The sequence below is a fragment of the Clostridioides sp. ES-S-0190-01 genome (assembly GCF_020658275.1).
Classification (GTDB): Bacteria; Bacillota; Clostridia; order Peptostreptococcales; family Peptostreptococcaceae; genus Clostridioides.
Genome location: NZ_JACVWA010000017.1, coordinates 121,484 through 134,031, shown reverse-complemented (window position 1 = coordinate 134,031; position 12,548 = coordinate 121,484). Strand labels below are relative to the sequence as shown.

General features: G+C 28.5%; 11 protein-coding genes, 1 rRNA gene and 1 riboswitch. All 12 genes read left to right on the top strand.

The window, feature by feature from the left end; translation table 11 throughout:
- Positions 1 to 111: ribosomal RNA gene (gene rrf, locus IC214_RS06795) — 5S ribosomal RNA — on the top strand; the annotation flags it as partial.
- Positions 112 to 303: 192 nt separating this feature from the next.
- Positions 304 to 912, top strand: coding sequence for a DedA family protein (locus tag IC214_RS06790; RefSeq protein WP_227483401.1), 609 nt, complete (start codon positions 304 to 306; stop codon positions 910 to 912).
- 142 nt (positions 913 to 1,054) lie between these two features.
- Positions 1,055 to 1,984, top strand: a complete 930-nt coding sequence (locus IC214_RS06785) for an AAA family ATPase (RefSeq protein ID WP_227483400.1) — start codon at positions 1,055 to 1,057, stop codon at positions 1,982 to 1,984.
- A gap of 13 nt (positions 1,985 to 1,997) precedes the next feature.
- A complete protein-coding gene (locus tag IC214_RS06780) occupies positions 1,998 to 3,773 on the top strand; it encodes a nitric oxide reductase activation-like protein (RefSeq protein ID WP_227836341.1) in 1,776 nt (591 codons plus the stop codon).
- A gap of 137 nt (positions 3,774 to 3,910) precedes the next feature.
- Positions 3,911 to 4,104: riboswitch (cobalamin riboswitch) on the top strand.
- A 184-nt stretch (positions 4,105 to 4,288) separates the two neighbouring features.
- Positions 4,289 to 5,041 (top strand): energy-coupling factor ABC transporter permease, encoded by a 753-nt coding sequence (locus IC214_RS06775; protein ID WP_227435530.1) that lies wholly within the window; start codon positions 4,289 to 4,291, stop codon positions 5,039 to 5,041.
- A complete protein-coding gene (locus tag IC214_RS06770; RefSeq protein WP_227435527.1) occupies positions 5,031 to 5,315 on the top strand; it encodes an energy-coupling factor ABC transporter substrate-binding protein in 285 nt (94 codons plus the stop codon). Before IC214_RS06775 ends, IC214_RS06770 begins: the two co-directional genes overlap by 11 nt.
- A 2-nt stretch (positions 5,316 to 5,317) precedes the next feature.
- Positions 5,318 to 6,016: a cobalt ECF transporter T component CbiQ gene (gene cbiQ, locus IC214_RS06765; RefSeq protein WP_227483398.1), complete on the top strand. Its 699-nt coding sequence runs from the start codon at positions 5,318 to 5,320 to the stop codon at positions 6,014 to 6,016.
- Positions 6,009 to 6,830: an energy-coupling factor ABC transporter ATP-binding protein gene (locus IC214_RS06760; protein ID WP_227435523.1), complete on the top strand. Its 822-nt coding sequence runs from the start codon at positions 6,009 to 6,011 to the stop codon at positions 6,828 to 6,830. Before cbiQ ends, IC214_RS06760 begins: the two co-directional genes overlap by 8 nt.
- Before the next feature lie 249 nt (positions 6,831 to 7,079).
- Positions 7,080 to 9,344 carry a DUF3553 domain-containing protein gene (locus tag IC214_RS06755; RefSeq protein ID WP_227435521.1) on the top strand — a complete coding sequence of 755 codons (2,265 nt, stop codon included), beginning with the start codon at positions 7,080 to 7,082 and terminating at the stop codon, positions 9,342 to 9,344.
- A 16-nt stretch (positions 9,345 to 9,360) separates the two neighbouring features.
- Entirely contained in the window at positions 9,361 to 10,659 is a 1,299-nt protein-coding gene (locus IC214_RS06750) for a M18 family aminopeptidase (RefSeq protein ID WP_227825089.1), read from the top strand.
- Between the two features lie 30 nt (positions 10,660 to 10,689).
- On the top strand, positions 10,690 to 11,442 hold the full coding sequence (locus IC214_RS06745; protein WP_227435517.1) for a patatin-like phospholipase family protein: 753 nt from the start codon (positions 10,690 to 10,692) through the stop codon (positions 11,440 to 11,442).
- Between the two features lie 64 nt (positions 11,443 to 11,506).
- Positions 11,507 to 12,031: a peptidylprolyl isomerase gene (locus IC214_RS06740; RefSeq protein ID WP_227435515.1), complete on the top strand. Its 525-nt coding sequence runs from the start codon at positions 11,507 to 11,509 to the stop codon at positions 12,029 to 12,031.
- Positions 12,032 to 12,548: the final 517 nt, after the last annotated feature.

The following is a 12,548-nucleotide window of genomic DNA, read 5'->3' as shown; positions in this document are numbered from 1 at the left end:
TACAATAGCAGAGAGGATACACCTGTTCCCATTCCGAACACAGAAGTTAAGCTCTCTAGCGCTGATGGTACTTGGTGGGAAACTGCCTGGGAGAGTAGGACGTAGCCACGTAATTTTTTTTATTTTTTGTTGTCAAGTTTCTTATTTTCAAATTTCTTATTAAAAAAACATAAGTCTGTTATAAATGCTTTATATAAACACATATAATATTTTAAAGAGTTTTTTATAAATTAATTTTTATAATGTAGGATGTGAGGTTTTATAGGTATGTACTTTTAAATAAGAAAGGAGATAGATAAGTGGGTGTCTGTAATCAATAGTTTTATTTTACAATATGGATTAATATCTGTATTTGTATTAATTATGATTGAGTATGCTTGTTTTCCATTACCTAGTGAAGTAGTTTTGCCACTTTGTGGTGCTATTGCAGCAAGAAATCATTTTGGTTTTCTAACTATTTTAATTTTAAGTATAGTTGCAGGGATACTTGGTTCGATATTTTGTTATACAATAGGTAATTGGGGAGGAAAATCTATCATAAATAAGATAGTAGAGATATGTCCAAAGGCAAAAAAGGGAATTTTTACATCACAAGATTATTTTAACAAATACTCTTCTATTTCTGTTTGTGTATGTAGATTAATTCCTCTATGTAGAACATACATATCTTTTATAGCAGGTATTGCAGGTCAGAATATTATAACTTTTATTGTATCCTCTATTGTGGGTATCACCATATGGAATACTTCGTTAATTAGTATTGGGTATATTTTTTCAGAGAGTTGGGTAAAAATAATGTCACATTATAATGATTATAAATTTATGGTTCTAATTATACCAATAGCTATAATTATTGTTGGTTTTGCTATTAAGTCACATATACATAAAAAACACAATAGAATAAGATTATAAAAATATATATGGACAGCCCTTTTTGTAGAATACAGAAAGGGCTGTTATTAATTTATAAAATTAATTTTAGGCTATATCCTTTTGTGCTAAAATGGTGTTAAGAAATAAAACAAATACTATTTTATATAAAAGGGGTAAGGATATGGATATAATAGATAACTTAAGGATACAAGGGGTAGATGAGAAACTTATTGAAGATGTATTGCATTTCAGAAATTATTATGGCTTAGAAAAAGATTTAGAATACAGAGTAACAAAATCTAAAACTTATTTTTATGGTAAAGATATATTATCTATGTGTATAACAGCTATTTTAGAAGAAGAAAATATTTTATTGTCAGGGCCAAAGGCAACAGGGAAAAATTTACTTGCTGATAATTTAGGCGAGATATTTAATAGACCCCAATGGAATACCTCGTTTCATATAAATACAGATAGTTCAACACTTATAGGTACAGATACATTTATAGATAATGAAGTTAAACTTAGAAGGGGTTCAGTTTATGAGTGTGCTGTTAATGGAGGATTTGGAATATTTGATGAAATTAATATGGCAAAAAATGATGCCATAGTTGTAGTTCATTCAGCCTTAGATTATCGTCGAGTGATTGATGTACCAGGTTATGAGAGAGTTAATCTGCACCCAGCAACAAGATTTATTGGAACTATGAATTATGAGTATGCGGGAACAAAGGAACTTAATGAAGCTCTAGTTTCTAGGTTTATGGTAATAGATATTCCTCCTGTAGAAGAGGAGAAGTTAATGATGATTTTGAAAAATGAATTTTCAGATGCTGATGAAGAAAAATTAGCACAATTTGCAGGGATATTTTTAGATTTACAATTAAAATCTCAAAATGGTGAAATATCTAGTAAAGCTATTGATTTAAGAGGTCTTATGGCATCTCTTAAAACTATAAGAAGAGGATTAAAGCCAACTCTTGCAATTAATATGGGGCTTACAGGAAAGACTTTTGATATATATGAAAAAGAAATGGTTGGAGATGTAATTAAAACAAGAATACCTAATAAATGGGAGAGTGCAGATATATTTCCAATAAGTCATATTTAATATAGGTGAGATTATGAAATGGATATATGATGATTATGAATTTGAAAATAGAGCAAATAACTTATCTTGGACAATAGCTGGTGATTATAACGAAAGTATAGATATATCAGAAAAAGATTATTCTTCAAAGGAAATAGGTCTATACTTTGCAATAATTGCAGGAGCTAGAAGAAAATATGTAGACTGGGATATAGTTAAAAAATACCTCACAAATAGAATACGAAAAGGATATGATAAGGATGTTATATTAGGTCTAATTCAAGTTATACTAAATACAATTGTTGAAGAAAAAGCTATTAAAGATAGACCTGGAATAGAAGATATTAGAAAAAGAGCATATAAAGATATTGTTTCACGTTTTACCAAGATATACAATAACAATATGATGGACAAGATTAAATATGCATTTGTACTTTATAGCATGGATAAACATCCAGCATTAGATAGTATAACTAAAAGAATAGTAAATGATATAAGGCTTATAGATACAAATCAGGATATTATGGAGATTTTAAAGGCATTAGATGTTATATATTTAACTTATTTTGAATATATATTGAATAGTGAAGAAAATAATTCTACATATGATGAAAACAATGTAAAAAATGTTGAAGTAAACTTTGATACGTTTGCTGATTTTATGTATGAAGAACTATATAGCGATGAAGATGAAAATATCGTTGAAAGTGATATAGATTCAATCTCCTCATCAATGCTTATAGAGGGAGTAGGAGACTTTGACAATTCTCAAGCTAACAATTCAGCAGATAGAGTTATATATGTTGATGAAGAGACTGTAAATAAAATATACACTAAAATAGAACATTACTATGGGAAAACTTATTTAAGTAAGGGTGAAATTAAAAAGCTTGAAACACAAAATTGTAGAAACGTACATGAAGGATGTAGAATTCACTTCACAGATGGTGTTCTTAGAAGTGAATGTAATAATGTTTTTCAGCTAAAATATGTGACAAGACAAAAAGAAAATAATTTAGGCAAATTTAGAGAACATGCTAGGATGTATAGACAACAAATAAAGCGATTAAAAGAAAGCCTTTCTAGGATTTTAGTAGAAGAAAATGCTAAAAATAGAGTATATTCTGATTGTGGTACTATATTAGCAAATAGAGCCTGGAGAGTTGGAAGGAGTAATAATAATAAAATATTTTATAAAGATATAGAAAATGAAAAAGGAAAATATGTTATTGATATATTGTTGGATGCAAGTGGTTCTCAAAGTAGAAACCAAGGAAATGTAGCAATTCAAGCTTACATAATTGCAAATGCTTTGACAGAAGTTGGAATACCAAATAGAGTTATGGGTTTTTCTAGTTTCTTAGATTATACGATATTAAAAAGATTTAAGGATTATGATGACAGTATTAAAAATAGTGAAAACATCTTTGAATACTTCTGCGCTGGTAACAATAGAGATGGTTTAGCTATAAAATCTATATGTAGTGGTTTGATAAATAGAGATGAAGAAAATAAAATTTTGATAGTCCTTAGTGATGGAAGACCAAATGATGTAAAGATAGGAAAAAACAGTGAGAGAACTTTAAGAGGTGAAAAAGCTTATAGAGGTGTTGTTGGTTTAAGAGACACAGCTAATGAAGTAAGAAAAGCTAGGAAACAAGATATATTAGTATTAGGAGTATTTACAGGCAAAGAATCAGAACTTGAAGCTGAAAGATTAATCTATGGAAATGATTTTATATATTCAAGAGATATAACTAGATTTTCTGATGTAGTTTCAATGTATTTAAAGAAAATAATTAGGAATTAATAGATTTATAAAAAAGAATTTATATACATAAAAATATAAAAATGAATAAAATTTGTAAAAAATGTAGAAATTTTCACAGAAAAGGTATACAATGATTTATATAGAAAATGAATTAAAAATAAAGTAATATTAAAAATTAAATATATAATATTATAGGTTCTTTAAGCAAGATTAATAGGGAAGAAGGTTAAATTCCTTTACAGCCCCCGCTACTGTGATGCAGACGAAACTTTTGTTAGCCACTATGATAATATGTTTTTATATTTCATGGGAAGGAAGAGGAGTAGGATGAAGCTAAGTCAGGAGACCTGCCTAAAATATTAAAGTGATTTCTTCGGGGATGGAGAAAGTTTCTTATAATAATTATACAGATATGTTTATTTTATGTGTTTGTATTTAGATTGTCGAAAATTAGAAGCCTAGCCATCGAGTTAGGCTTTTTTATTTTGCTATAATGAAGGATACATGTATTATTCATATTTTAATTATTAGAAAGGGAGAGAGGGGATACTCAAATGAAACAAAATATCAAATTAGGGGTTATAGCTGCACTTATGTTAATAATTTTAACTCCAGTTACATCAAATGCAATGCATATAATGGAAGGTTACTTACCAGTAAAATGGTCTATAGCATGGGGAGTTATATTTATACCATTTTTCTTAGTGGGATTAAAATCAATAGGTAAAATAGTAAAGCAAGACCCTAAGAAGAAAGTTTTATTAGCTCTATGTGGAGCATTTGTCTTTGTATTATCAGCATTAAAAATACCTTCAGTAACAGGAAGTTGTTCACATCCTACTGGAGTAGGTCTTGGAGCAATAATGTTTGGACCAAGTGTAATGTTTGTTCTTGGAACTATAGTTTTAATATTCCAAGCATTATTACTAGCACATGGTGGAATAACTACTTTAGGAGCTAATGCTTTTTCAATGGCTATAATAGGTCCAATTATATCATTTTTAATATTTAAAGCATTAAAGAAAAAAGATGGAAATAATGCTATACCAGTATTTCTTGCAGCAGCAATAGGAGACTTAGCCACATATACAATAACTTCAATACAATTAGCACTGGCTTTTCCAGACCCATCTGGTGGAGTGATGGCTTCAGCAATTAAATTCTTAGGAATTTTCTTTATGACTCAAATACCAATAGCAATAGCAGAAGGTATCCTTACTGTAATTGTATATAATTTAATTACAGAAAATGGAGAAAAAAGCATACTAGAAAATAATGATAAAGGAGTTAAAGCTAATGAGTGCTAAAACAAAAACAAAAACTAACATATTATTACTTTTATTAGTAGTAGCTCTTATTATATTCCCATTACTTGTAAATTCAGGTGCTGAATATGGAGGAGCAGATGGTCAAGCTGAAAGTGAAATTACTAAGATAAATCCAAATTATGAGCCTTGGTTTAGTAGCCCATATGAGCCACCAAGTGGAGAAATAGAGAGTTTATTATTCTCTGCACAAGCAGCTTTAGGTGCAGGTGTAATAGGATACATATTAGGTATTCAAAAAGGAAAGAGAAGTTAATTATGCTTATAATTGATAAATATGCATATACAAATAGATTGAGTAAAGTAAATCCAAATAAAAAAGTAGCCATAGGAGCAATTTTTCTAATTGCTTCTATGGTAATAAAAAATGTATTTATCTTAAGTGGAATTATGATTTTAATGAGTATTTTAGTTGTTTGTGTAGCAGGGATAGATTTAAAAAATTATTTGAAATTACTTCAAATACCAATGTATTTTTTATTTCTTAGTATAGGTATAACTCTTGTAAATATATCTTTTAATAAAGTAGATTTACTATATAGTTTTCAATTTTTTAGTTTTTATATAGGAATATCAAAGGCATCTATTGACATGTCTATTCATGTGTTATTTAGAGCTATGTCTTGTTTAACTTGTGTGTATTTTTGTATACTTACAACACCTTTTAATCAGTTAATATTTTTCTTCAAAAAATTGCATTTACCAGACACCTTTGTTGAATTATCAATGTTAATATATAGATTTATATTTATATTTTTAGAAGAATTTTCAGAGATATATAAATCACAAGAACTAAGATTTGGGTACATAAATTTAAAAACTTCATATAAATCTTTAGGGATTCTTGGAAGTATGCTGTACAAAAGGCTTATGACAAGGTATGATGATATGTGTATATCATTAGACATAAAATTGTATGATGGTAAATTTCACATAGTAGGGGATAATGATGTTTAAAATAAATAATTTAACATATCAATATGAAAAAAATGCTAGTGCATTATTGAACATTAATATGGATTTCTCAAAGGGAAATGTTATAGGTATAATAGGCTCAAATGGTTCAGGAAAGTCAACTTTATTTATGAATTTAATGGGAATATTAAAGCCTACATCTGGAGAAATACTTTTCAAAGAAGAAAAGTTAAAGTATGATAAGAAGAGTTTGTATAATCTTAGAAAGAATGTAGGGATTGTTTTTCAAGACCCAGAAAAACAAATATTTTACTCAAAAGTATATGATGATATAGCATTTGCGATGAGAAATATTGGGATGGATGAAAAAATTATTAAAGAGAGAATAAACAAAGCTTTGATAGCTGTTAATGGAATAGATTTTATAGATAGACCAGTACACTTCTTAAGTTATGGTCAGAAAAAAAGAGTAGCAATTGCATCAGTTATAGCAATGGAAAATGAAATTATATTGCTTGATGAACCTACAGCTGGATTAGACCCAGTAAGTACTAGGTCTATTGTAGATATAATAAAGGGATTAGATAAAAATAATATAAAAATAGTAATATCCAGTCATGATATGAATTTAATGTATGAAATATGCGATTATATATATGTACTGGATAAGGGGATTTTAATTGATGAAGGAAATGCAGAAAGTGTATTTGTAAATGAGAACAATATTATACAAGCTGGATTAGAATCTCCATGGTTAGTAAAGGTACATAAAAATATGAATTTACCTTTATTTAAGAAAGAAGAAGATTTGTATAAGTACTGGAAAGAAAGAGACTTAGTACAAATAAATAATTAAGCCCTAAACCTATTTTAAAAAAATAGATTTATATATAATAACCCTTAACCTAGACCCCTTAAAGGTGCCTTATGATTCCCCAAATCATAAGGTTATTTTTTTTATAGATATAAAAATAAATTTTATAAGTAAGTGTTATCTAATTGTTAAAATTTGACAATAATCTATTAATATAATACATAATTATAATTTGAAGTAATTCATATTTTAGATTAAAATATATTTATGGCTGTTAACAGGAGGAGAAATATGAATTTAGATACATTAAATCCTGCTCAAAGAGAAGCAGTAGAAAAAACTGAGGGTCCAGTACTTATATTAGCTGGTGCTGGCTCAGGTAAAACTAAGGTACTAACAACAAGAATAGCATACCTTATGGAAGATAAAGGTGTACAAGCACCTAGTATATTAGCTATAACATTTACAAATAAAGCTGCAAATGAAATGAGAGAAAGAGTCGAACAAAATATAGGTTCGGAAACTAAGGAAATGTGGATAAGTACATTCCATTCTTGTTGTGTTCGTATACTTAGAAAAGATATAAATAAAATTGGTTACAATAGAAGTTTTGTAATTTATGATGCTGCAGACCAAGTAACCTTAGTCAAAGATTGCCTTAAAGAATTAAATTTAAGTGATAAAGTATTTGAACCAAAGGCCGTTATAAGTGCTATTTCAGGAGCAAAAGATAAGCTTTATACGCCAAAGCAGTTTAAAGATATGAATATGTCGGATAATAGAATGGTTAAAATTGCAGATATTTATGCATTATATCAAGACCGTTTAAAGAGAAATAGTGCACTTGATTTTGACGATTTAATACTTAAAACTGTAGAACTTTTTAAGGCTAATGATGAAGTATTAGCTTATTACAGAAGTAGATTTAGATACATAATGGTAGATGAGTATCAGGATACGAGTAAAGCTCAATATGAGCTAATAAAATTATTAGCTAGAGAACATCAAAATATCTGTGTTGTTGGAGATGATGACCAAAGTATTTATGGATGGAGAGGCGCAGATATAAGAAATATACTTGAATTTGAGAAAGATTATGATAATGTACATGTTGTGAAACTAGAACAAAATTATAGATCAACACAAGTAATATTAGATGCAGCTAACAAAGTTATATCAAATAACATAGAAAGAAAAAGAAAGAAACTTTGGAGTGAAAAGAAAGAAGGAGAACTTATAAAGATACAACTAACTGGTAGTGAAATAGAAGAAGCTGATTTTATAGCTGACTCAATTGCACAAATAGCTAGAAAAGAGAATAGACCATACAAAGATTTTGCAGTACTTTATAGAGCAAATGCACAAGCAAGACCTGTAGAAGACGCTTTAAACAGAAGTCAAATACCATATAATATATATGGTGGTACAAAGTTTTATGAGAGAAAAGAAATAAAGGACTTAGTAGCGTATTTAAGAGTTATTCAAAATCCACAGGATGACATATCTATAAAAAGAATTATAAACGTTCCTAGAAGAGGTATAGGGCTTAGAACTATAGAAAAAATTGAAGATAGAGCCAATCTGAAACAAGAGAGTATATATTCAGTTTTAATTGATATAGAAACAAACTCTGATATATCTACAAAAGCTAGAGCAAGTATAAGTGGATTTGTTGATATTATAGGTACACTTAGAACTATAAAAGAAGTCTATCCTGTTAGTAAGTTAATAGAAAAAGTTTTAGATACTACAGGATATATGGATGAACTTGTAGATATAAAAAATAAAAATGAAAAAGATTTAACTGGTAAAGGTGAAGAAGCTCAAGATAGAATTGATAATTTAAGAGAATTTATATCTATAGCACTAGAGTTTGAAAGTAGTAGTGATGACACTTATGAAAATAAAGATTTAGAGACATTTTTAACTAGTATAGCACTTACATCCGAATCTAATGATGAAGAGGACAATGATAGAGTTTCTCTTATGACAATTCATACATCTAAAGGATTGGAGTTTCCAGTTGTATTTTTAACAGGGATGGAAGAAGGACTATTTCCTATATCAAGAGCTATAAAGTCTCTGAGTGAATCTCAAATAGAAGAAGAAAGAAGGCTTTGTTATGTTGGTATAACTAGAGCTAAAGAGGAGTTATACATGTCACTAACTGAAAAAAGAACGCTATATGGTAAAACAAATGTTGCAATAGCTTCAAGATTTATGGAAGAGTTACCAGAAGAATGTATAGAAAGATTGTACAAAATGAAAAAAGAATTAAGTTATTCTAAAGCAAGTTATAATATGTTAGATAAATATACTAAAAAGTATATGAATACTATAAGTAAATCTAAAGTTGCAGATAATGTTAACGCTACAATAAAAGATTCAAATAAAGAGACTAATCCAGAAGATATAAAGCTTGGTTCTAAAGTACATCATCCTAAATTTGGGGTTGGAACAGTCGTGTCTATAACTGGAACAGATGTTACTATAGCCTTTGATAAGCAAGGAATTAAAAAAATAAATAAAGAATATACAACACTAGATATTTTATAATGGAGGAAAATTAGGAATGGATAGTATAAGCTTTGCTAAAAATTTAATAGATTTCATATACGATAGCCCATCATCTTTTCACGCAGTTGATAGTGCTAAAGAAGTTTTAGATAAAAATGGATTTGAAGAGTTAGCTTTAAATAAGAAATGGAATCTAAGAGTAGGTGGAAAATACTACGTGACTAAAAATTTATCTGCTATAGTAGCTTTTGTAGTTAACTCAGATAATATAGAAGAAGGTGGGTTTAGAATAATAGGTTCTCATTCAGATTCTCCTACATTTAGTATTAAGCCAAATGCAGAAATAGAAGCTGAGAAAGCTTATTTGAAGCTGAATACAGAATGTTATGGAGGAGCAATATTAAGTACATGGTTAGATAGACCACTTGGTATAGCTGGAAGAGTAGTCTTAAAAGGAGATAGTGTACTTAAGCCAAAGGAAAAACTTATCGACTTTAAAAAACCAATTTGTATAATACCAAATCTAGCTATACATTTGAATAGAAGCATAAATGATGGTCATTCATATAATAAGCAGAAAGATATGTTACCTTTAGTTGGATTATTAAATGATACATTAGAAAAAGATAACTTTCTTTTAAAACAAATATCATCTAATTTAAATGTAAAAGTGGAAGATATAATAGACTTTGATTTGTTCTTATATGAATTTGAAAAAGGAAGTTTAATAGGGGCTAATGAGGAATTTATATCTATTGGAAGACAAGATAATCTTGCAATGGTACATGCTAGTTTAAATGCTTTAGTTGATGCTAAAGGACAAAGTGGTGTAAATGTAATGGCTGTATTTGACAATGAAGAAGTTGGAAGTTCTACTAAACAAGGTGCAGATTCAAATATGCTATTAAATATATTGGAGAGAATATGTTTATCAATAGGGAAAGATAGAGAAGGATTTTTTGAGGCTATTTATTCGTCTTTCATGATATCATCAGATTTAGCTCATGCTATTCATCCAAATACTCCAGAAAAACATGACCCAACCAATAAACCAGTTATGGGAAAAGGGCCTGTTATAAAGATAAATGCAAGTCAAGCATATACAAGTGATGGATATTCTATAGCTGTTTACAAAAATATATGTAAGGAAGCTAATGTCGAGTATCAAGAATTTGTAAATAGGTCAGATGAGAGGGGTGGAAGTACTATAGGTCCAATATCCTCTACTCATGTAGATATACCATCTGTGGATGTAGGAAGTCCAATTTTAGCAATGCATTCTATAAGGGAATTAGGTAATGTTGAAGACCATTATAGTATATATAAAACATTTAGTAAGTTTTTTGAAATATAAATATAAGATAAACAATTTGGAGATGAAACTATGAAACTAGGACTATGCTTAGAAGGTGGAGGAGCAAAGGGAGCTTACCAAGCAGGGGTAGTTAACGCTTTGTATGATAATGGAATAAATCATTTTTATTCAATTTCAGGAACATCAATAGGAGCAATAAATGGATATTATTTATACACAGGTAATGTTGATAACTTGAAAAAAATGTGGACAAATATAAAAGATATCCAGAACGGAAATGTGAAAATAGTAAATAATACTGTGGATAATTCTCCAGCTATAGATAATCTGAGAGAACTAGATAGTAGTAAAATAGAGAAAATGAACTTCTATGTTAACTATGTAGAAGTTAATAATAAGGTAGTATCAGAAAAGGTTGTAAATGTGTCAAAAATGCCTAAAGACGAAGCAATTTTAAGCATTTCATATAGTGGATTGTTACCATCAAATCCAAATGCTACTCTTGGATTTAAAGAACAATTCATGAAGGATGTGCAAGATGGTATTTATGATGGTTTTAAATTGGATGGAGGTCTAATTAGGAGTGCGTTAATTGAGCCTTTAATTGTGGATAATGTGGATAAAATTATTCTGATATCCACAAAGTATAATTATGATTTACCAGATGACATCAAAAAAATATATAATGAAGATAAAATAATAGTAGTTAGACCTAACACTCAATTTGCACCTAAAGATACTCTTAACTTTGATGATGAGTTTTGTAAAACTATATATCAAGAAGGATATGAAATAGGAAAAAATATACTTGCTAGAGTTTAATTTAGAGTATAATATAATAAATGTAATTGTGTAATTTAATTAATAAAAAGGAAGGTAATAAGTCATGGAAAATAAAAATCCTATAGTAACTATAGTAATGGAAAATGGAAAAGAAATAAAAATTGAGTTGTACCCAAATATAGCACCAAATACAGTTAAAAATTTTGTATCATTAGTAGATGATGGATATTATAATGGAATAACATTTCATAGAGTAATACCAGGATTTATGATACAAGGTGGATGCCCAAATGGTACTGGAATGGGTGGCCCAGGACATTCTATAAAAGGTGAATTTAGTGGAAATGGATTCACTAACAATTTAAAGCATGAAAGAGGCGTTATATCAATGGCTAGAACTATGGCACCTAATTCAGCTGGTTCTCAATTTTTTATAATGCATAAAAATTCACCACATTTAGATGGTCAATATGCAGGTTTTGGTAGAGTTATAGAAGGTATGGATACAGTTGATGAAATAGCATCAGTTAGAACAGGAGCAGCGGACAAGCCACAGACTCCGCAAGTTATGAAAGCTGTAACTGTAGAAACTTTTGGAGTAGATTACTCAGACGTTGAAAAAAACTAGGACACAGATAAAAGAAAAAATATATACAACTTAAAGATAAAGTGAGATGTTATTATATTCTCTAGAAAATATAATAACATCTCACTTTTTAATTTATTCTATTATACTTTGTTTTACTGAAATTTAATTATCTATTAAATTTTTATTATACTAAATAACTCCAGTAATCTTATCAGAACATCATCTTAAAGTATTATAGAAAAATAATTATATTAAATTATTTATGATTAAGTTTTTAATATATAATATATTAAAATAAATATAGAAGATAGATGGAAAACATTTATTTTAACATTTTTTAAAGCTATTTTAGCGATTTTATTTAAGAAAAGAAAGTTATTTGTATATTTTTATTTAAGAAAAAACATTATAATGGTAATATATTCTATTTACAATTTCATAACTTTGGTTTACAATAATAGAGACAATAAATCCTAAAGAACATAATAAGAAAAAAGTGCTTAATATTTGAGAGAGACTGGTTTAGTTTACACCAGCTAAACCAGTCAAGGAATAA

What these genes read in the sequence shown, in the direction of transcription:
- IC214_RS06760 (WP_227435523.1), top strand. Translation starts at nt 6,009, where the DNA reads ATGTTTAAAATAAATAATTTAACATATCAATATGAAAAAAATGCTAGT.
- IC214_RS06780 (WP_227836341.1), top strand. Translation starts at nt 1,998, where the DNA reads ATGAAATGGATATATGATGATTATGAATTTGAAAATAGAGCAAATAAC.
- IC214_RS06740 (WP_227435515.1), top strand. Translation starts at nt 11,507, where the DNA reads ATGGAAAATAAAAATCCTATAGTAACTATAGTAATGGAAAATGGAAAA.
- IC214_RS06770 (WP_227435527.1), top strand. Translation starts at nt 5,031, where the DNA reads ATGAGTGCTAAAACAAAAACAAAAACTAACATATTATTACTTTTATTA.
- IC214_RS06745 (WP_227435517.1), top strand. Translation starts at nt 10,690, where the DNA reads ATGAAACTAGGACTATGCTTAGAAGGTGGAGGAGCAAAGGGAGCTTAC.
- cbiQ (WP_227483398.1), top strand. Translation starts at nt 5,318, where the DNA reads ATGCTTATAATTGATAAATATGCATATACAAATAGATTGAGTAAAGTA.
- IC214_RS06775 (WP_227435530.1), top strand. Translation starts at nt 4,289, where the DNA reads ATGAAACAAAATATCAAATTAGGGGTTATAGCTGCACTTATGTTAATA.
- IC214_RS06785 (WP_227483400.1), top strand. Translation starts at nt 1,055, where the DNA reads ATGGATATAATAGATAACTTAAGGATACAAGGGGTAGATGAGAAACTT.
- IC214_RS06750 (WP_227825089.1), top strand. Translation starts at nt 9,361, where the DNA reads ATGGATAGTATAAGCTTTGCTAAAAATTTAATAGATTTCATATACGAT.
- IC214_RS06755 (WP_227435521.1), top strand. Translation starts at nt 7,080, where the DNA reads ATGAATTTAGATACATTAAATCCTGCTCAAAGAGAAGCAGTAGAAAAA.